This window comes from Mesorhizobium sp. BHbdii (assembly GCF_053848045.1).
In genome coordinates this window covers 1272336-1293470 of sequence record NZ_JBSPKX010000001.1, presented here as the reverse complement: position 1 = coordinate 1293470, position 21135 = coordinate 1272336, and the positions used below count along the sequence as shown (strand labels likewise).

Sequence of the window (21135 nt, the reverse complement as noted above, 5' to 3'; positions counted from 1 at the left end):
CACTCCATCAAGCGAAGGCGACCCGTCTGAGCAACCGAATGGAGATGATGATGAAGCTTTTTGCCCGCCTTTTTTCTCGCCGTGAAATGAACCTGACGACCGCGCTCGAGCGCCAGCGCCTTGCCAACACCATGCCCGGCCAGACCGGCGCCGTGGCCGCCGCACGCCTCGGCTTCGTCGCCTGATCTGACAAGCTCGCAAGCGGCGCTATCTGCTGCTGCTTCGAAGTTGATCACAGCGCCGCTTCGGTTCTGCCGAGGCGGCGTGTTTTGTATGTGCCGACCACATGCCGCATATCTGCTCAAACCGGCGGCATGTTGGGACCGTCAACGCATAGCGATTGCCCATTTGCGACCCATGTCGCAAATAAAGTCTGTCTTTCGCCGCCTAGCCAATTGACAGGAAAGGTTTTTCCTGATGTCGCTATGCTGATCGCGACATCCTGTTCGCGCCATTGCAGCGTGAGGGTTACCCTGTGAACGTCGTAAATCATCCGATCAGGCGGTCGTTTGTATTCTTCCTGGTCCCCGATTTCACCATGATCGCCTTTGCAACGGCGCTCGATCCGTTGCGCTCGGCCAACCGGATGCTCGGCTACGAGGCCTATCGTTGGCGGCTCGCCAGCATCGACGGCAAGCCGGTACGCGCCTCGAACGGCGTCGAATGCGCCGTCAACACCTCGCTGGAGGACGAACGCAAGAAGATGTCCGGCCCCGAACGGCCGAACATGGCGGTCGTTTGCAGCGGCATCAATGTCGAGCGCTACCAGAACAGATCGGCCTTCGCCTGGCTGCGCGAGGAATACAACCGCGGCGTCGCCATCGGCGGTTTGTGTACTGGCGCACATATACTGGCCGCCGCCGGCCTGTTGTCCAACAAGCGCTGCGCCATTCATTGGGAGAACCTGCCGGGTTTTTCCGAGGCGTTCCCGAAGGCCAATGTCTTTGCCGACCTCTTCGAAATTGACCAGAACATCTACACCTGCGCGGGCGGCACCGCGGCGCTCGACATGATGCTGAAGCTGATCGGCGACGATTTCGACGACAACCTCGTCAACCGGGTCTGCGAGCAGGTTTTGACCGACCGCGTACGCAGCCCGACCGATCGCCAGCGCCTGCCGCTGCGTGCGCGCCTTGGCGTGCAGAATTCCAAAGTGCTGACCATCATCGAATTGATGGAAGCAAACCTGTCCGAGCCGCTGTCGCTGATCGAGATTGCCGATCATGTCGACTTGTCGCGCCGCCAGATCGAGCGCCTGTTCCGCACCGAAATGGGACGATCCCCTGCCCGCTACTATCTGGAAATCCGCCTCGACCGGGCCCGGCACTTGCTGATCCAATCATCGATGCCGGTGGTCGAAGTGGCGGTCGCTTGCGGGTTCGTCTCCGCCTCGCATTTCTCCAAATGCTACCGCGAGCTCTATGCGCGCTCGCCGCAGCAGGAGCGCGTCGATCGCAAGCAGTTGCTGGTCGCGTAAAAAAGGCAACACCTGGATGGTGTAGACGCCATTGCCTCCCGGAGAGGAGTGCTCGCCAATTCTAGAACGTCCGATGCTCTAGCGGCTGTCGAACATCCAGCTTCGGTCGCGCCACATTTTCTCGCCGACCTGACAGTCGGTGGCCGGCTTGTCTTGCGCCAGTACCACCGGCGGATGCGCCGCTTTGTCCGCCGCCCATTGCGGTGAGGCAGGCCCGGCAAGCTCGAGCACCAGCTTGCGGCGGATCGCTTCGGGAAACTGCGTCCACTCATTGACCGGGATCATGAACGCGCCGGGCCCACCGATGACGCAGTCGGTGTAGTAGCGGTCGAGATAGTTGACGTCGTAGACACTGGTGAAGCCGCTCCGGGTCATCAGCGGCAGGCCGTTGATGGTGATGCCTTGCTTGACCAGCTCGTCACGGATGATGTCGACGGGAGCACCTTGATTGTTGGGGCCATCGCCTGAAATGTCGATGACGCGCTTGACGCCCTGAAAGCCGCTTTCGGCGAAGAGATCGCTGCCGAATTGCAAGGCACCGGAAATCGAGGTGCGCCGTGCGCTGTTGGGCGCATGGGCGGCGAGCTGTTCGACCACCCGCTCGGCGTCGGCACGATTGGCGATCACCGTCCACGGCACGATGACGTGCTGCCAGGTCGTGCCGGCCCATTCGACATAGGTGACGGCAATCTTGCCATAGGCGCCATCGGCTATCGCCTGCAGTACCGTATCGTGCGTCAGCGCCGCGACATAGCCGCGACGCTGGATTTCGAGCTCCGCCGGTGACATCGACAGCGAAACGTCAACCGCCAGCACCAGTTCGATATCGACGGGTTCGGCGGCGCGGGATTCCGGCGCCAGCCCCAGCATCAGCGCCAGCGCTGCGGCGCCTGAAAGGAGATGTCCTGCACGAGAAAAAGCAGACATGCCGCAAGGTAAGCGAGAATCGTCGTGTCACAAAGCGAAAAGCCCGGCGCTGGGCTAATGCATGTCGCCAAAAGTGCGCAGCGGTTTGCGGTAATGATAAACAATAACTTAAAGCGCGTCGCATGACTCCCCTCAGACGCGACGCGCTTTAAGGCTTTGCGTTCACATTTTTGCGAGTCCGCCCCTCACCATCTATTGTGGGAGGCTCAGCTGCGTGGATTGAGGTTCTCCGGGTCGTAGAGCGGCCTGTAGCCGACGGCGGCCACTTCGACCGGGTATGTCTCGCCGAAATATTCGACGTTCAGCTTGCGGCCTTCCTGGCAATACGCCCAGGGCAGATAGGCGAGCGCGATGTTCTTGCCGATGGTCGGGCCATAGGCGATCGAGGTCGTGAACGACCGGCGGCCGAGTTCGTCGACCAGCGTCTCACCCGTTTGCGGGTCCATCACCGGCATCGTGCCGACCGGATAACGGGCTACGCCCCTGGAATCGACATTGTCCGTCATGACCAGCGTGCAAAGCATGGCCGGCTGATGCGCGCGGGCGCGATACTCCAGATGCTTTGCCTTGCCACTGAAATCAGCCTCCTTGACTTTCGGACGGGCAAGATCGGCCTCCAGCAGATTGTACTCGGTCAAAAGATCCGCGTTCTGCAGGCGCAGGCTCTTCTCCATGCGGCGGCTGTTGGCATAGGTCTCGACGCCAAAAGCCATCACGCCGGTCGAACGCAACGCGTCCCATACAGCCAGCCCGTCTTCATATCGCATGTGCAGTTCCCAGCCCTGCTCGCCGACATAGGAGATGCGGAAAGCGGTCACGTCCTGGCCGGCGATCCTGACAGGCTTGATCGCCGCAAAGGCAAAGTTCTCCGGTGTCAGCCCGTCCGGGTCCTCGACGACCTTCTGCAAGGTCGAGCGCGCGTTCGGACCCCATATGCCGACGGTCACGTAGTTCTCGGTCACATCGGTGATGGTGACGTCGAACCCTTTGTCTTCTGCCGTCCGCCGCATGTAGTGGAAGTCCCGCGGGCCGGCATCGGCACCGTCGATGACGCGGCACCGGTCGGCCATGCGGATGACGGTCAGGTCGGCGCGCACCATGCCTTCATCGTCAAGGAAATGCGTGTAGATGCCTTTGCCGATATTGCCGTCGCCGCCGATCTTGGCCGCGCACAGCCATTCCATCAGCGCGACATGATCCGGCCCTTCCACGTCGTACATCGCGAAATGCGATAGATTTACGATGCCGCAATCCTCGCTCATGGCGAGATGCTCGGCATTGGAGACGCGCCAGAAATGGCGGTTGTCCCACTCGTTTTCGCGCACCGGCACCCGGTTGCCGTATTTCTCGAGCAGGTGCTCGTTGGCGGCATAGCCATGGGCGCGCTCCCAGCCGCCGAGCTCCATGAAATAGCCGCCGAGTTCCTTCTCGCGCTCCCAGAAGGGCGAGCGGCGCACGTTGCGAGCCTTGGAGAAGGGCTCGCGCGGATGGACGGCGGGATTGTAGACCTTCATCGCCGTTTCGGTGCAGCGGTCCCAGATGAACTGCTCTTGCGTCTGGTGCGGATAGAAGCGCGAATAGTCGATGGCGTGGTGGTCGATCGACGTCCGGCCGTCCGTCATCCAGTCGGCGATAAGCTTGCCCATGCCGGGGCCGTCCTTGACCCATATTGCGACGGCATACCAGAGGCCCCGCACCTTCTGGCTCTCGCCCATAGAGGGGCCGCCGTCTGACGTCACCTGCAGAAGCCCGTTGAAGGAATGGCTCTCATTATAACCCAGTTCGCCCAGGATCGGCGTCAGTTCCATGGCGCGCTCGAGCGGTGCCAGGATCTGTTCCATGTCGAGGTCGCGTTGCGAGGGCGAAAGACGGGCCTGGTGTTTCTCCAGAAGGTCGCGCGGATGGCAAAGGCGCGGATTGGTCTCCTCGTAATAGCCCCATTCGATCTGCCCACCTTCGGCGGTCTTGGGGTCGCCGGTGTCGCGCATATAGGCCGAGTTGCCCTGGTCGCGCAGCAGCGGCCAGCCGATCTCCTTGCCGGTGCCGGCGAATTCGGTGTAGGGCCCGAAGAAGGTAAGCGGATGGTCGATCGGCATCACCGGCAGGTCCTCGCCCACCATTTCCGCGATCAACCGGCCCCAAATACCCGCGCACACAATCACGTAGTCGGCCTCGATTGTGCCACGGTCGGTCACCACGCCCTTGATACGCCCGTTCTCGACGACGAGCGACTTGGCCGGCGTGTTAGCGAAGGATTTGAGCTTGCCGGAGGCTTCCGCCTGATCGACCAGCTTGCCGGCGACCGTTTGCGAGCGCGGGATGACGAGACCGGCATCGGGATCCCACAGGCCGCCCTGCACCTTCTCTTCCTCGATCAGCGGGAATTTCTGCTTGATCTCGGCCGGATCGATCAGGCGGGCACGCGTGCCGAAGGCCTTTGCCGAGGCGATCTTGCGCTTGATCTCCTCCATGCGATCGTCGTCGCCGACGCGAGCGACCTCAAGGCCGCCGATGCGGGCGTAATGGCCCATCTTCTCGTAGAAATCGATGGAATAGAGCGTCGTCCAGCAGGACAGGAAGTCATGGCTGGTCGTGTAGCAGAAGTCGGAGGCGTGCGCCGTCGAGCCGATGTCGGTCGGGATGCCTGATTTGTCGATGCCGACGATGTCCTCCCATCCGCGCTCGATCAGGTGATGGGCGACCGATGCGCCGACAATGCCGCCCAGCCCGACGATGACGACCTTCGCCTTTTCCGGAAACCCTGCCATGCCCGCGACTCCAAAAGTGATGTTGCGGGCGCCGGCGCCCGCTGACCGGCGCACAATATGCAGACGACGGCCATCGCGCTACCGCCTGTTTGCGACACGCCACAGGTGCGGCGCGACCCCGGCGCATGCCCCCGAAAAATCGGAATCGATTTTCGCCTGGATCATGCGCGGAAAAATTCCACAGCGTCCTTTGCGCGCCCAAAAAGACGCGAGGCACTGCAGTTGAGATCAGCTGCTTCGAGGGAAAATGATGCGCGCCAGGCTGGAGACGGACCTCATGGTTCATCTCCCGAAACGACGTGCAACACTGGGGCGCGACGCCCTTCGATGCTCGCCCACAGCGCCATGAAGGGGCCGGCGAGCAGCAGGAACGGCGGGATCAGATAGGGAAAGTAGATGCGGGTGTCGTGGATGGGGAAGACGGTGAACTTGGCCAGCGCGCCGAGCACCAGCGCCGCAAACAGGATACCGGCGCGGCGGTCGAGCTTGAAGCCGGCGCGGCTGGTCGCATACCACCCCGCCAGCGCCAGCACCGAGACGCCGACCCAGCTGTTCAGGCTGACGGCGCGGACCAGGGAGGCGGCAAGAGCCCGGAGATAGACGACAGCCGAGAAGGGTGGATCGAAACCGTCCATGTTGTAGTGCTGCTCGACGCTGGAGAACCACAGATGCGGCCACCAGCCGGGATGCTGTGCCCAATGCGAGATGGCGAAATAGGCGACCAGGGAGGCGGCAAATCCGGTCAGAGCGCCCCACCCCTTCTGCCGGAAGGCGACCAGCAATGCGGCGAAGATGGCAAGAAAGACGATGTTGTCGGGCCGCGCCATGAAGGCGAGGAAAACCAGGATCGCGGTGGCCACTTCGCGACCGCGCACATACGCAAAAAGCCCGCCGAGGAACAGGGCGGAGCATAGCAGATCAGGTGTATTTGCCCGCGCCGCGTCGCCGAATTCGGCCATCATCAGCACCGCGCCGGCGACCGGCGCCAGCGCCAGCGCGCCTTCGGACCGCAGCCAGAGCAGCGCGATCGCACCGAACAGCAGCACCGACGATACTGAGATCACACGCATCGCCTCGACCGGCGACATCACAGAACTCATCGTCGAAAGGATCTCGGCGTAGAGGAACTTGATCCGGTACATGCCGAGCAGCGAATGGAAATCGGTGGCGTTCCCGGCCATATGACTGCGGAAACCGCCGCCATCATCGGTCAGTGCCTTGTACTCGCCAGCCGACACACCGGCCTTGACCGTGCCATAGGCATAGTCGTGCAGCGCCTGCACATCGGGATAGCTGCCCTCCTCGGCGATCGCGAGGTAGGGCAGCATGTCCCAATTGGCGTCGGGGATGAACCATGTCGTCACGGCGATCAACGCGATGTAAAGCGCGAAGGCCGCCGCCCCGACCGGTGCGGCAAGACGCGCATAGGTGCCCTCGCCCCATGCCAGACCGGCCTCGGTGACCCGGTCGAGCAGGTGTGTCGAAACGGGAGATTTGGTCAGCATGGTTTCGCTCGGCGGACCTGGCTAGCGGACCTGGCTTTTGACGAAATCCTTCACGATCGACACGATGCCGCGCGACAACAGGCTGTCGAGCGCCTCGACAAAGCGGTCGACATGTTCGCACTGGCAGATCAACGGCGGTTCGAGACGGATGACATTGCGGTTGTATTCGGTGAAGGCGACGAGCACGTCGTAGTCGCGCAGCAACAGCGCTCCGACGAAGCCGGACAAGGATCCCTTCAGCTTCTCGTCGAGCACGCTGACCACCGGCCGCAGCACCATCGGCAGGGTCTGCGAAAAATCGTGGAATTCCAACCCGACCATCAGGCCCTTGCCGCGGACCTCCTTGATGATCTTCGGGTATTTTTCCCTCAACGCCTGAAGGCGTTGCAGCAGGTAGTCGCCGGTCACAGCGGCGTTGTCGATGAGCCCCTCGTCGTAAAGCACGTTGAGCGCCTCGATCGAGGTGACGCAGGCCTCACCCATGCCGCCGAAGGTAGCCATGGCGTGGATCATCGCCGTCTTCGGCGTGCCATAGGCCTTCATGTAGACCTCGCGCCTGGCAATCATCGCGCCGACCGCCGCCTTGCCGCCGCCGAGCGATTTTGCCAGCGCCGTCACATCAGGAACGACGCCGTAATGCTCGAAGGCATAGAAACGGCCGGAGCGGCCATAGCCGCACTGCACTTCATCGGCGACCCACAGCACACCGTACTGGTCGCATAGCGCACGCAGCTTCTGCCAGTATTCGGCAGGCGCCTGGAGGATGCCGCCACCACCCTGGATGGTTTCCAGCACGATGACGCCGATCTCGGGGTCCGAACGGAAGGTGCGCTCGACCGCTTCGATGTCGGCGAAAGGGATGCGCACGACATTGTCGGCCACCTTAAAGTCGGCGCGGTAAAGCGAGCCGTCGGTGATCGCCAGCACGCCTTTGGTCTTGCCGTGGAAGGAATTCTCGGCATAGACGATCCTCGGCCGCTTCGGGCCCGCGGCGCGTTCGGCGAGCTTCACGGCCGCCTCCATGGCTTCCGAGCCGGACGAGCCCAAAAACACCATGTCGAGATCGCCGGGCGAGCATTTGGCGAGATTGTGCGCCAGGGCGGCCGCATATTGCGACATGAAGGCGATGGCGATCTCTTGCCGCTTCTCCTCCTGGAATTTCTTGCGCGCTTCGAGAAGGCGCGGATGGTTGTGGCCGAAGGCCAGCGAACCGAAGCCGCCGAAGAAATCCAGGATCCTGCGGCCGTTCTGATCGATGTAGAACATGCCTTCGGCGCGCTCGATTTTGATCTTGTGGAAGCCGAGCAGCTTCATGAAATGCAGCTGGCCGGGATTGAGATGCGCCTTGAACAGGTCGGTCATGCGCGCGACGTCCATCGCCTTGGCCTGCTCGACGCTGATCAAATCGGGCTTGGCGGTGATGGCGGGCAAAAGCGCCGGCGCGCTGACTGTGGCGCGCGCAGTCGTGTGGTCTGGCTTCGTCATGACGGTCATCTCAAGGGTCTCCTGCTGCCCTTCACTCGGCGGGCACACGTTTGGCGGCGACGGCATGGCCGTCTTTCTTGGCGCGATATTCGCTGTAGGCGGCGATCAGCATGCCCTCGTCACGATATTGCGGCACCCAGCCGAGCTGGCGTTCGGCCTTGGACACGTCGAGCACGCAGTCCTCGTCGGCGATCAGATACTGCTCCGGATCCATGATCGGCATGTTCAAGAGATCGAGCAGGTCGAGCGTGCGCTTGACTGCCCAGCCCGGTGTCGGGATCAGGATCGACTTCGACCCGGCATGCCTGATCAGATCGCCGAGCAGTTTCCTGACCGGCGGCGGGTTGAGCGAACCGAGATTATAGGCTTCATTAGGCACGCCGGCTCTCCAGGCGGCGCGCGCTGCCTCGGCGCAGTCGAACACCGAGATGAACTGATATGGGTTCTTGCCCGAGCCGATCATAGGCACCGGAAGATTCCAGTCGATCAGCTTGAACAGTTTTTCGAGGATGCCGAGGCGGCCCGGGCCGATGATCAGGCGCGGCCGAAACAGCGAGATCGACATGCCGCGCTTGCGCCATTCGGCGGCCAGCTCCTCGGTCTTCTGCTTCGACCAGCCATATTCGCCGAGCGGCGCGACCGGATGTTCCTCGGTCATCGGCTGCGTGATCGTATGGCCGTAGATCATGTCGGTCGTGTAATGGACGAGCTTGGGCGCGCCGGCTCTGTCCATCGCCTTTATAATGTGCTCGGTGCCGTGGAAGTTCACCGGGAAGAAGAACTGGTGGCGCTTGGCGCGCACCTGGATCGGCGACAGCATTTTCGCCGAAAGATTATAGACCATGTCGTCGGCCTTCAGCCCGACCGAAGCGACCGAGGCCGGATCAGTGACGTCGCACCTGACATATCGGACCGAACGGTAATGCGGCAGGTCGCTCTTGGCGATGTCGGCGACTACCACCTCCTCGCCGTCGGCCAGAAGTTTCGGGGCAAGGTGGCGGCCGACGAAACCGTCGCCGCCAAAGATCACGTGTCTCATCGAACAATCCCGCTGGTGTGAATCTTGTCGGGGGAAAGGCCAGCCGTCTCGTCCTCGTGCTCTCGATCGCCCAAGTCCCGGCCACTTTGGGCGATCAGCACCGTGCCGACGCAGATGAAGGCGATGCCGGCGATGCGCCAAGCATTGAGGTCTTCGCGGAAGATGAAATAGGCGAAGATAGCAACGGCGACATAGGCGAGGCTGAGGAACGGATAGGCGAAGCTGAGCTCGACCTTGGACAGCACATAGAGGTGCGAAGCCATCGAGATGACGAAGGTGCACAGGCCGAAGAAAACCCACGGGCTGAAGACAATCTGCAACAGCTTCAGCAACGGATTGGTGCCCTCGAAGGAGATCGTACCGAGTGACATCATGCCCTGCTTCAGCATGAGCTGCGCAGCGGCGTTGGTCATGACCGTGAACAGAATGAAGACGATGTATTTCATGTTTCTTCCGCCAGCCCTTCAACCGTTCTATTACAAACCTGCAAACGCTTCGTGAAGCACAAAACGTTTTAAGCAAATCTTGGTCTTAGACCCGTTAATCACGAACTGTTCTAATTTTATCTATTCTGCGGCTTCAGCGGTTTCGCGCCGAGCCTCGAGTTTTTTCGCCGTTCGCGCCCAGAAACTCGACATGAAGGCGGGATCGCGGATCGCTTCGAGGCGTTGCCATTCCGGAAAGGATGCGGCGAAAATGTCGGCGCCCATGCGGGCGTCCTTGTAGGGATTGACCGCGCCACCGGCCTCGACCGTGATGTGGTCGAGCTCCTTCAGCAGCGCCAGCGTCCCCCGGCCACGGTTGGAAAAATCCAGCGTCAGCGTGAAACCCGGTCGCGGGAACGACAGCAGTGCCGGCGAGCGGGCCCCGCCGAAGCGCTTCAGGACCGTCAGAAACGAGCCCTGCCCCGCCTGTTTTGCCGCCGCAAGCAGCGCCGGCACCGCTCGGCGCGCGACGTCTTCCGGCACCACGCTCTGGTGCTGGAAAAGCCCGTTCGGTCCGTAGAGCCGGTTCCAGTTGCCAACGCCGTCGAGCGGAAAGAAAAAATCCTGGCAGCCGACCTGGCGCGGCGCGGTAGACCTGCCTTTCTTCCACCGGTAGGCGGCATTGAAGGCAGTCAGGAACGGCCGGTTGAGCACGTTGAACGGCGGCTGGAACGGCACCGAAAAGTTGCCGCCGGCACGAGAGGCCACATGGGAGCCATGCTCGGCGTGATTGCCGCTAAACAGCAGCCCGCGCCCACGGCCGTGGCCGCCGGCAAGCTGGTCGATCCATGCGACGACGTATTCGTTGGCTTGGTCGGCCGCGTCGGCAAGCTCGAAGAATTCGCCGAGGTCGCGGAACGGCGTCGCCGTCTCGACGATGTCGAGGGATGGCACCCGCATCAGCCGGATCGATGCGGACAGGATCAGTCCGGTCAGCCCCATGCCGCCGATCGTCGCCGCAAACAGCCGTGCATTGTCGGTCGCCGAGCAGTAATGGGGCCGTCCATCCGATTTTAGCAGCGTGAACGATTCGACGTGGCAGCCGAAGGTGCCGCGCCGGTGATGGTTCTTGCCGTGAACGTCATTGGCGATGGCGCCGCCGAGCGTGACGACCTGCGTGCCTGGAACGACGGCCGGAAAGAAGCCGTATGGCGCTGCATGGGCGATGATGTCGGACAGAAGCACGCCGGCCTCGGCCTCTATCACGCCTGTCTCGGCATTGAAGGCGCGGATCCTGTTCAGCGGCCGCATGTCGACGACCATGCCGGCCTGGTTCTGGCAGGAATCGCCGTAGGAGCGGCCGTTGCCGTAGGCGAGCAAGGCATTTCTTGCCGCCTTGCCGCTCTTCAGCAGCGCAACAGCGTCGTCCGCCGGGATCACATCGAGTGCCGGCGGCGTGGCAAGACCGAAGCTCTGGAACCGCTGCTTCGCCACGCCTACCAGCCTCCGGCGACCAGAAACACGGCGCCGATGAGCACGACGATCTGGCTGCGCCAGTCGCGGATGATGAAGACGACCGGATCGTCATGCATCTCGTCGCGGCGGGCGAGAATCCAGACGCGGATGGTCAGGTACAGGACGATCGGCGCCAGGGGCCAGACCAGCCACGGGTGAGGATAGAGTTCGCGCACCGCAACACTGTCCATATAGAGTGCCAGCACCAGCGCCGAGGAAAAGGCCGAGGCCATGCCCGCCTGGGCGACGATCTCCTGGTCTTCGGTGCGGTAGCCGCGGCCGGCAATGCGTTCGCCGGCCGGAATGGCGGTCGTGCGCAGCTCGACAAAACGCTTCACCAGCGCCAGCGACAGGAAAAAGAAGATCGAGAAGGCCAGCAGCCAGAACGAGACGTCGACGCCGGTCGCCGCGGCGCCCGCCAGAACGCGGATCGTGTAGAGTCCGGCCAACGTCAGCACGTCGATCAGGAGCATGCGCTTGAACGACAGCGAATAGGCGGTGGTGATGACTATGTAGCCGCCGAGCACGCCGAGGAATTCGATAGGCAGCAGAAGCCCTGCACCAACACCCATTGCAAGCAGCACCATCATCGAACCGAGGCCGAACGGGATCGACAGCGCGCCGCTGGCGAATGGCCGGTTGCGCTTGGTCAGGTGTTTGCGATCGAGCGCGAGATCAAAGAAATCGTTGAGGATGTAGATGGCGGAAGCGACTGCGCTGAACGATACGAAGGCCAGCAGGCATTCCCAGACCATGTCGGCGTTGAAGTATTCGTGCGACAGTACCATCGGCACCGCGATCAGCGAGTTCTTCAGCCACTGATGAACGCGCAGCATCTTGACGATGGTTCTGAACGTCGGCTTCGGCGCCGGCATCATTTCGGCACCGTGGGCGGCCTGCCATCGCGCAGCATGGCGGTCGGGCGCGACGACGATTGCCGCGCGCGCGGCGTCGAATACCCTAAGGTCGTGCCGGCTATTGCCGGCATAGTCGAAGCCGCCATCGCCATAGGCGGCGACAAGCGAGGCGCGCTTTCTGCTTGAGGTCATGTTGTGGGGGCCGTCGGTCGCCAGGACGCGATCGAATATCCCGAGATGTGCGGCGATCGCCTCGGCCAATTTGCGCGGCGTACCGGTCGCCAGCACGATCTGGCGGCCCTCGCCATGTTCAACGCGAAGGCGCTGAAGCAGCGCCTCGCGGTAAGGCAGCGACGCAGGATCGATGTCGATGCGTTGAGCGATGGCCTGCTTCAACCGCGCCGGCCCGCCGGCGAGCCAGAACGGCACGAGGAAAAGATAGAGCGGATTCTTCTTGAGAAGGATGAACAGCCCTTCCCACAACAGGTCCGTCGCGATCAGCGTGCCGTCGAGATCGACGGCAAGCGGAATTGCGTTCCTGTCCGACCGCGCGTCCATTTTCCGTTGCCCTGCCTAAAAGCCCATGATCCCGAAAACCGATTTCTCGGAAAGGATCATGCACCATTCCAAAATGCGCGCCGTGCTTCGGCGTCTTCGGCCCGATATAACGGGGAACAGCGCAGCGAATGTTAAAACACCCAGCCTGGCCTGGCTTGCGTGACGGTATTTCCCCCTTCATCGTTAAGTTTCGCCGACCCGAAACGATAAAAGGCCGGGAATTGCCCGGCCTTCGAAAAATCGTCAACGTTTTTTGACGCGGCTACTTGATACGGGCGACGCCGCCCGAGATTTCGATCGTTTCCGAACCGGTCAGCGCCTCGAGGTCGCCATTCGGCATGGTAACGAAACAGCCGGTCGGGCAGAATTCCGCGGTTTCGCCGGCGGCCAGCGCCAGCTCCGTCTTGCCACCGCCTTCGGTCACGACGAGTGTGCGGGTCTCGGCGTCCTTGTTGGTCGCGCTGGCGCCGAAGGCTGAACCGCCCACGGCAAGAAAAGCGATGGCGGCGACGAGAGACTTCCACATTTGCAATATCGGTGTTTCCACCGCCTCTGTTTGCATTTCGCAAGGCATTCTCGCCCTTTGCATGTGAGCTTATATGAGATGCAAGCTGAACGGCAACTGAATGCCGCATTCATGCCGCAATTGCTTTCGCTGTGTCGAAAGCCGGTGATACCTGAATATCAATATTACCCTAATCGGGATCCGGCTTGCGGGTCTTGCGCCCGGATCTAGCCAGGCGTTTCGTCTCGGCCGCGGCTTCGGCCGCCGCGCGCTCCTTCTCGGCGAATTCAGCCTCGATCTGGTCATCGTCGATCGGCCATGCGTCATGCTTTTTGGTCTCGACGACGGCGCGCGGCGCCGACGGAATTTCGATATGCTGATCCGCGAACTCATCGAGGACGGCAAACCGGATGTCGTTCTGTACGATGTTGCCATTCATGACGTCGGCCAGGAACACACGGATTTCGAATTCGAGAGCGGCCGGCCCGAAATTGGTGAACAGCACGAAGGGTTCGGGATTCTTCAGCACCAGCGGATGGCCGCGCGCAATCTCCAAAAGGACAGCATGGACCTGCTTGACGTCGCTGCCGTAGGCGACGCCGACCCTGATGTCGACGCGACCGAGCTTGTTGCGGTGCGTCCAGTTGCCGACGGCATTGTTGATCAGGTTTGAATTGGGCAGGATCACCGACTGCCGCTGGAACGTCTCGATCTCGGTAGCGCGCACACTGATCTTCTTGACCGTGCCGCTGATGTCACCGGCGACGATCCAGTCGCCGACCTTGAACGGCCGCTCGGCCAAAAGGATCAGACCGGAGACGAAGTTGGAGACAACATTCTGCAGGCCAAAGCCGATACCGAGGGACAGGGCGCCGGCGACAAGCGCCAGATTGGAGAGATCGATGCCCGCCGCCGAGACGCCGACGAGTGCTGCGAGCGCCACGCCGGCATAGCCGACCGCCAGCCGGATTGAGTTTCGCACGCCGGTGTCGACTTTGCCGCGCGCCATCACCGAGCCGTCGAGCCAGCCCTGGAACCAGCGCGTCAGGAAATAGCCGATAATGAAGACAATGATGCCGGTCAGGATGCCGGTCACCGAGATCGTCACCGAGCCGATGGTGAGGCCCGTCGCCAGCTTATAGCCCCAGGCCTGGATGTCGCCGGGCTGGAAGCCCCACATCAACAGGATCAGCGGCAGGAACACCAGCACGATCATCAGGTTTATGGCGACGCTGACGACCAGGCCGAGCTGGTCGAGCGCGGACTCCTCATAGCTGGAATTGGTCGATAGCCAGCGCCCGATCGACGTGTTGGCAAAGCCGCCTTCCTCGCTGATCGCCCGCGCCGACAGGAAGCCGATATAGGCGGTGACCAGAATGGTTCCGGTGACCACGACTTGCAGCGAGACGAAGAGGGCGAGGCCGATATAGCCGAGCAGCGCCGTGGCGATGGTGAAAACGCCGAGCGCGACAGCCGTGTAGCGCAGCCACACCGGCCAGGGGCGCCAGCTTCCGTCGGGGGCCTTGAACGGTTTCAGCAGCCCCATCAGGATCAGGATGACACCGACGATGATGGTGGCGACAAAACTTCTGGCGATGGTCAGCGACAGCGGCGAGCCCATCTTGTCGTTGACGACCGACAGGAAATTGTTGACGCCGATCACCACCGCCATGGCGGTCGTCAGCCGCACCAGCCAACGTGCCGGACCCGTTTCAACGGGTATGAGCCGCCAGTTCGGCAGCCGCGGCTCCAGCGCCGCATTGGTCAGCCGGTTGACGCAGAACACCACCGCGATGACGGCGACCAGCGCATTCAGGAAAACGCCAATGTCGCCGCGCAACACGTTATAGTAGTTGAAAAAGAACACGGTCGAGACGAGAAAGACGCCGACCGCCAGCGTCGGCAGCAATGTCGACCAGAACGCCACCGACAGCCGGCTGAGATAAGACGGATCCTCGACGGAAGGGTCTGCTTCGAAGACACGTCCGAACAGACGCCGCCCACCGACAAAAAGCACCGCCGCCAGGGAGAGCGCCGTCAAGGTCGCGGCCAGCACGGCCTGGAACTTGAACTTGAAGGCGAAGGTCAGCCAGGACGACACCGCCTTGTAGAAGCCGGTAAATTCACCGTTGGCATCGGAAATGACCTCAGGGCTCAGAGCGTCGGACAGCACGTAGCGCTTAGTGAGCAGATTGCGAAACAGCTCGCTGCGCATATTGGCGATCTTGTCGATGAGGCCGCTGATGCGGATCGACAGGTTTTGCGCCGCGGCGATGACAGCATTGATCTCGGCCTTTTGGGACGCCAGCGCCTGGCGCTCGCTGGTCACGATGTCGGGTTCGGGCGGCTGGCCCGCGGCCGGCGGCGCCCCGAGCTGATCGAGCCTTGCGTTGATCTCCGAAAGTCGCGGGCGGAAGGCAAGCGCGCTGTTCAGCGCACCTCGCGACATTTCCTCGAGCTGTAGGCGGATATCGACAAGGCTGGCGTCGTCGTCACCGTCCTCCTGGATTTTCTTTTCGAGATTGTCGGTCCTCGTCGTCAGATCCTGCAGGATTTTCTGCTGGTCGGCGACCACCCCGGACGCAGCATGGTCAAGCCCCTGCGCCGCCGCATCAAGCGAAAGCGGCGCCGAGGCAACGATCGCCAGGACCAGAATGAAGCGGAGCAGTCGGAAAAGCATGATCGTTTGGCGACTCAAAGGCGGTAAGGCGTTCTAAAGCTCGTCCTTGATAAAGACGCTCATACCGGGGAGCAAGCCGTCCGCTCTGTCCGGCGGTCTCGGCGTCGGCCAGTCGAAAAGCGATGGCGCAATATTGGCTTTGCGGCAGCGGCCTGCTCTATAGTGTGCCCCATCGCCCAAAACGGATGACAAAAAGCCAGAACGGATAACAAAAAGAATGGCGGAATATTCGGCCTTTTCGCTTCTCAAAAACGCGCTGACCGGCAACAAGGACTGGAAGCCGGCCTGGCGCAAACCGGACCCTAAGGCGTCCTATGACGTGATTGTCATCGGCGGCGGCGGCCATGGCCTGTCGACCGCCTATTATCTCGCCAAGGAGCACGGCATCACCAATGTCGCCGTGCTGGAGAAGGGCTGGCTCGGATCCGGCAATGTCGGCCGCAACACGACGGCCGTGCGCTCCAACTATCTGCTACCGGCCAACACGCGCTTCTACGAACATTCGATGAAGCTGTGGGAGAACCTCTCGCACGACCTCAACTACAACGTCATGTTCTCGCAGCGCGGCTGCCTCAACCTCGCGCATACACCCGCCCAGCTCGACGATTTTGCCCGCCGCGGCAACGCCATGCGCCATCTCGGCGTCGACGCCGAACTGATGACCACGGCCGAGATCGCACGCCTGGTGCCGGCGCTGGACGTCTCCGCCACGGCGCGCTTCCCAATCGTCGGCGGCCTGATGCAGCGGCGCGCCGGCACCGCCCGCCACGATGCCGTCGCCTGGGGCTATGCGCGCGGCGCCGACCGTCGCGGCGTCGACATCATCGAGAATTGCGAGGTAACCGGCTTCGTGCGCGACGGCGACCGAATATCAGGCGTCTCGACGTCGCGCGGAGAGATCCGCGCCAAGAAAGTGGCGGTCGCGGTGGCCGGCAGCACCGGGCAAGTCATGCGGCTCGCCGGCATCGATACCATGCCGATCGAGAGCCATGTGCTGCAGGCCTTCGTGACGGAATCGCTGAAGCCGTTCATCAACACGGTTCTGACTTTCGGCATGGGCCATTTCTACATGTCGCAGTCGGACAAGGGCGGGCTTGTCTATGGCGGCGACCTCGACGGCTATAACAGCTACGCCCAGCGCGGCAGTTTGCCTGTTGTCGACGAGGTGATGAGCGAGATGCTGGCACTGTTTCCGGGTCTCGCCCGCGTCCGCATGCTGCGCTCATGGGGCGGCGTCTGCGACATGTCGATGGATGGTTCGCCGATCATCACCACCGGTCCGCTGCCGGGCATGTATCTCAACTGCGGCTGGTGCTACGGCGGTTTCAAGGCGACGCCGGCCTCCGGCTGGTGCTTTGCCTGGACAATCGCCAAGGACGAGCCGCACGACTTTAACGCCCCCTTCACGCTCGACCGTTTCCATCGCGGCCTTGTGATCGACGACAAGGGCCAGGGCGCAACGCCTAGGCTGCATTAGGTAGGACATCGATGCTCATCACCTGCCCCTATTGCGGCCCGCGCGACGTCATCGAGTTCACCTATCAGGGCGATGGCAACCGCGAGCGCCCTCAGCCTGCCTCCCAAAACCTCGATGCCTGGAACGCCTATGTCTACAACAGGTTGAACCCGGCGGGCGACCACAACGAGATCTGGCAGCATTCCGGCGGCTGCCGCGCCCACCTCAGGGTCGTGCGCAACACGCTGACACACGAGGTCTCCAGCGTCGCCTTCGCGCGCGGCGACCACAAATCCGCCGCGCGCCACAAGGCGGAGGGCAAGCCATGAGCCCGCGCCGCACCGATGCCGGCGGCCGGATCGACCGGCTGCGAACCATCCGGTTCACCTTCGACGGCGCGCCCTACACCGGTCATGCCGGCGACACGCTTGCCTCGGCGCTGCTGGCCAACGGTGTCACCCTGTTCGGGCGCTCGTTCAAATATCACCGCCTGCGCGGCGTGCTGACATCAGGCGTCGAAGAGCCGAACGCCCTGGTGACGGTGCTGCGGGGCGAGGTTCGCGAGCCCAACATTGCCGCGACCATGGTCGAGATCTATGACGGGCTGACCGCCGTCAGCCAGAACCGCTTTCCATCGCTGTCCTGGGATCTCAGCGCCGCCAACCAGCTCGGCGGCAAGCTTCTGTCTGCCGGCTTCTATTATAAGACCTTCATGGGACCTGCGATCGGCCCGCTGAAAGGCACGCGTTTCTGGATGTTCTGCGAGCATTTCATCCGCCGCGCCGCCGGTCTCGGCCGTGCTGGGATCGCTGCCGACACGGCGCGCTATGAGCGCATGAACGCTTTCTGCGATGTGCTGGTGGTCGGCTCCGGTCCGGCCGGGCTGATGGCTGCCAGGGCCGCCGCCGATCAGGGCGCGCGTGTCATCCTCAGCGAGCTCGAACCGCATTTCGGCGGCTCGGCCAACTGGTCGGGCGAGACGATCGACGGCATGCCGGCCGCCGACTGGGCAGCGCGAGCCGCCGGCCAGCTCGAAGGCTATGACAATGTCTGCCTGCTGCCGCGCACCACGGTCTGGGGCTACTACGATGGCAACACGCTCGCCGCGCTCGAACGGGTCACCGATCATAAGGAGAGGCCCGGCAAGGGCGAACCGCGCCATCGCTACTGGACCATCCGCGCCAAATCGGTGGTGCTGGCCACCGGCTCCTTCGAGCGGCCGCTGGTGTTTCCGGGTAACGACCGGCCGGGTGTGATGCTGGCGCATGCCGCCGAGCGCTACGCCAACGAGTACGGCGTGCTGCCGGGCAACAGGATCGCGCTCTTCACCAACAATGACAGCGCCTATCGCTCCGCGCTTGCGCTGAAGAAGGCCGGTGCGGCGATCGTCGCCATCGTCGACGTGCGGCCGGAGCTTTCGAGCGAGATGCGCGAGCTCGCCGACGAAGTGGAGGCCAAGAACCTTTCCGCTCACGCCGTGGTCGCCACCGAAGGCGGCAAGGCGTTGTCCGGCATCAAGGTGCAGCGCTTCGACATGGTCAACGGCGCGCTTGCCGGCGATCGGCGCAGCATTCAAGCCGACTGCCTGCTGATGTCGGGAGGCTGGTCGCCGACCATCCATCTGGCCAGCCAGGCCGGCGCCAAGGCGGAATGGAATGCCGCCAGACAAGCCTTCCTACCACCGAACGCGACGCAGCGATGGATTGGCGCCGGCGCCTTCACCGGCAGCTTTTCCACCGCCGAGGCAATCGCCGAAGGCCGCGCCGCCGGCCTTTCCGCGGCGGGTGGAACGGGCACGCCAGCGGCCTTGCCGGTCGTCGAAGCCGCACCCGGCGATCCCGATCCGGCGCCGGTGTTCGAAATCAAGGCTGATGGAAAAAGCTTCGTCGATTTCCAGCACGACGTGACCGCGGAGGATGTGCGGCTGGCGCATCGCGAGGGCTTCATCTCGGTCGAGCACCTGAAGCGCTACACCACGCTCGGCATGGCGACCGACCAGGGCAAGAGCTCCAACATACCGGGCCTCGCCATCATGGCCGAAGCATTGGGCAAGCCGATCCCCGAAGTCGGCACGACACGTTTTCGCCCACCCTTTTCGGCGGTGTCGATCGGCTCACTCGCCGCCGAACGGTTCGGTGATCTGAGGCCCGAGCGGCTGACGCCGATGCATGACTGGCACGTCGCCAACGGCGCGACCATGTATTCGGCCGGCCTCTGGTTTCGCCCGATGATCTACGGCCACGCCGGCGAAACGATCGAGCAGGCCTATGTACGCGAAGCTAAGGCGACGCGCGAGAGCGCCGGCATCGTCGACGTCTCGACGCTGGGCAAGATCGCCGTGCAGGGTCCGGACGCGGCGGAATTCCTCGACCGGGTCTACACCAACGTGTTCTCGACGCTGGCCGTCGGCAAGGCCCGCTACGGGCTGATGCTGCGCGAGGACGGCCTCGCCTTCGACGACGGCACGACATGGCGGCTCGGCGAACAGGACTTCTTGATGACCACCACCACCGCCAATGCCGGCAAGGTGATGCAGCACCTGGAATATTTCCTCGACGTCATCTGGCCGGAGCTGAAGGTCCACGTCACCTCGGTGACCGACCAATGGGCGGGTGCGGCGATCGGCGGGCCAAAGGCGCGAGCCATTCTTGCCGCTTGCGTCACCGGCACTGCCGTCGACAACGCCACACTGCCCTTCATGGGCATCGTGCATGGGAAGGTATCAGGCGTGCCGGTGATGATCTGCCGGCTTTCCTTCTCCGGCGAAATGGCCTTCGAAGTTTACTCCGGCGCAGGCTACGGCACCCATGTCTGGGAAGCGTTGATCGAAGCCGGCAAGCCGTTCGGAGTGGTGACTTACGGGCTTGAGGCGCTGGGCACAATGCGCATCGAGAAAGGCCACGTCACCGGCGCCGAGATCGACGGCCGCACCACGGCGCGCGACCTGCATCTCGACTGGATGCTGTCCAAGAAGAAGCCCTTCATCGGCTCGGCTATGATGGATCGCGAGGGCCTGATCGCACCCGGCCGTCTGGAACTCGTCGGGCTGATTTCGCTGGACAACCAGCCGCTCAACGGCGGCGCGCACATAGTCGAGGCGCTTGACGAAGCCAATCCGCACGATTCCATCGGCCACATCACCGCTTGCTGCTATTCGCCGGCGCTCGGCAAGTACATCGCGCTCGCTTTGGTCAAGGACGGCAAGGCACGGCGCGGCACGCGCGCCCATATCTCCGATCCCCTGCGCAACCGGTTCGGCCCGGTCGAGATCGTCTCCAACCACTTCTTTGATCCGGACGGGAGCCGCATGCATGGTTGAGCGCCAATCACCGCTTGAGCCGGCACCGCTTGAGCCGGAACTGCGCACCGGCTCGCACGGCGATTTCGAACACGGCATCGATGTCATCCTCTCCGAAACCAGACCGGGGTCGATCCTGCAGCTCGCTGCCTGGCCGGGCCAGGAGAAGGAGTTGATCGCCGGTATCCGCACCGTGACCGGCCTTGCTCTGCCCGATGGCGCCGGCGCCGGCAGCACCGACGGCGTGAGATCGGTGTTCGGTTTCGCGCCAGGAAAATTCACGGTGGTCGACGAGGCCGAGGGCCTGGTGTCGGGCTTTGCCGGTGTCGTGACGCCGGCGATCGGCACGGTGACCGACCTGTCGCATGGCCGCACCGCGATCCGCATCGCCGGACCGAAGGCCGAATGGGTGCTGGCGAAATTCTTCGCCATCGACTTCGCGCTGCCGGCCTTTCCGGTCGGTGCCGGCCGTTCGACCATGCATCATGACGTCTTCGCCCAGATCCAGCGCACCGGCGCCGACCAGTTCGACATCTATGTATTCCGGTCGTTTGCGCGCTCGTTCTGGAAGGCGCTCTGTCACGCCAGCGAGGAAGTCGGTTACGAAGTGCAGTAGACCGAGACGGCGCGTCGTCGCCTC

At 62.9% G+C, this 21135-nt stretch carries 16 protein-coding genes; 6 read left to right on the top strand and 10 right to left on the bottom strand.

The window, feature by feature from the left end; all coding sequences use genetic code 11:
- Nucleotides 1-38 precede the first annotated feature (38 nt).
- Together ACWTU8_RS06315 and ACWTU8_RS06310 are read left to right on the top strand one after the other, a co-directional pair.
- Entirely contained in the window at nucleotides 39-185 is a 147-nt protein-coding gene (locus tag ACWTU8_RS06315) for a hypothetical protein (RefSeq protein ID WP_163602974.1), read from the top strand.
- 290 nt (nucleotides 186-475) lie between these two features.
- The gene (locus tag ACWTU8_RS06310; protein ID WP_029351952.1) at nucleotides 476-1477 is read left to right on the top strand and encodes a GlxA family transcriptional regulator; all 1002 of its coding nucleotides are present in this window, start codon (nucleotides 476-478) and stop codon (nucleotides 1475-1477) included.
- Nucleotides 1478-1555: 78 nt separating this feature from the next.
- Here ACWTU8_RS06310 and ACWTU8_RS06305 read toward each other — a convergent pair whose 3' ends face one another.
- From ACWTU8_RS06305 to ACWTU8_RS06260, 10 genes are all read right to left on the bottom strand, one after another.
- Nucleotides 1556-2404: a DUF1194 domain-containing protein gene (locus tag ACWTU8_RS06305; protein WP_287336018.1), complete on the bottom strand. Its 849-nt coding sequence runs from the start codon at nucleotides 2402-2404 to the stop codon at nucleotides 1556-1558.
- A gap of 206 nt (nucleotides 2405-2610) precedes the next feature.
- Nucleotides 2611-5172, bottom strand: a complete 2562-nt coding sequence (locus ACWTU8_RS06300; protein ID WP_455847442.1) for a GcvT family protein — start codon at nucleotides 5170-5172, stop codon at nucleotides 2611-2613.
- A gap of 275 nt (nucleotides 5173-5447) precedes the next feature.
- On the bottom strand, nucleotides 5448-6677 hold the full coding sequence (locus ACWTU8_RS06295; RefSeq protein WP_455847441.1) for a hypothetical protein: 1230 nt from the start codon (nucleotides 6675-6677) through the stop codon (nucleotides 5448-5450).
- Between the two features lie 21 nt (nucleotides 6678-6698).
- Entirely contained in the window at nucleotides 6699-8171 is a 1473-nt protein-coding gene (locus tag ACWTU8_RS06290; protein WP_455847440.1) for an aspartate aminotransferase family protein, read from the bottom strand.
- A gap of 22 nt (nucleotides 8172-8193) precedes the next feature.
- Nucleotides 8194-9201 carry an NAD-dependent epimerase/dehydratase family protein gene (locus ACWTU8_RS06285; RefSeq protein WP_455847439.1) on the bottom strand — a complete coding sequence of 336 codons (1008 nt, stop codon included), beginning with the start codon at nucleotides 9199-9201 and terminating at the stop codon, nucleotides 8194-8196.
- Nucleotides 9198-9647, bottom strand: coding sequence for an EamA family transporter (locus ACWTU8_RS06280; RefSeq protein ID WP_029351963.1), 450 nt, complete (start codon nucleotides 9645-9647; stop codon nucleotides 9198-9200). Before ACWTU8_RS06280 ends, ACWTU8_RS06285 begins: the two co-directional genes overlap by 4 nt.
- 120 nt (nucleotides 9648-9767) lie before the next feature.
- Nucleotides 9768-11120 carry an FAD-binding oxidoreductase gene (locus ACWTU8_RS06275; protein ID WP_455847438.1) on the bottom strand — a complete coding sequence of 451 codons (1353 nt, stop codon included), beginning with the start codon at nucleotides 11118-11120 and terminating at the stop codon, nucleotides 9768-9770.
- Nucleotides 11121-11122: 2 nt separating this feature from the next.
- Nucleotides 11123-12556, bottom strand: coding sequence for a UbiA family prenyltransferase (locus ACWTU8_RS06270; RefSeq protein ID WP_455847437.1), 1434 nt, complete (start codon nucleotides 12554-12556; stop codon nucleotides 11123-11125).
- Between the two features lie 262 nt (nucleotides 12557-12818).
- Nucleotides 12819-13082 carry a hypothetical protein gene (locus ACWTU8_RS06265; protein ID WP_029351968.1) on the bottom strand — a complete coding sequence of 88 codons (264 nt, stop codon included), beginning with the start codon at nucleotides 13080-13082 and terminating at the stop codon, nucleotides 12819-12821.
- A 169-nt stretch (nucleotides 13083-13251) separates the two neighbouring features.
- Entirely contained in the window at nucleotides 13252-15741 is a 2490-nt protein-coding gene (locus ACWTU8_RS06260; RefSeq protein ID WP_455847436.1) for a mechanosensitive ion channel domain-containing protein, read from the bottom strand.
- 217 nt (nucleotides 15742-15958) lie between these two features.
- Here ACWTU8_RS06260 and ACWTU8_RS06255 point away from each other — a divergent pair, with 217 nt between their 5' ends.
- The 4 genes from ACWTU8_RS06255 to ACWTU8_RS06240 are packed head-to-tail and all read left to right on the top strand — an operon-like array spanning nucleotide 15959 to nucleotide 21111.
- Entirely contained in the window at nucleotides 15959-17218 is a 1260-nt protein-coding gene (locus tag ACWTU8_RS06255) for a sarcosine oxidase subunit beta (RefSeq protein ID WP_455847435.1), read from the top strand.
- Between the two features lie 11 nt (nucleotides 17219-17229).
- The gene (locus ACWTU8_RS06250; protein WP_095518537.1) at nucleotides 17230-17526 is read left to right on the top strand and encodes a sarcosine oxidase subunit delta; all 297 of its coding nucleotides are present in this window, start codon (nucleotides 17230-17232) and stop codon (nucleotides 17524-17526) included.
- A complete protein-coding gene (locus ACWTU8_RS06245) occupies nucleotides 17523-20516 on the top strand; it encodes a sarcosine oxidase subunit alpha (protein ID WP_455847434.1) in 2994 nt (997 codons plus the stop codon). Before ACWTU8_RS06250 ends, ACWTU8_RS06245 begins: the two co-directional genes overlap by 4 nt.
- Nucleotides 20509-21111 (top strand): sarcosine oxidase subunit gamma, encoded by a 603-nt coding sequence (locus ACWTU8_RS06240; protein WP_287336011.1) that lies wholly within the window; start codon nucleotides 20509-20511, stop codon nucleotides 21109-21111. The genes ACWTU8_RS06245 and ACWTU8_RS06240 overlap by 8 nt, the downstream gene beginning before the upstream one ends.
- Nucleotides 21112-21135: the final 24 nt, after the last annotated feature.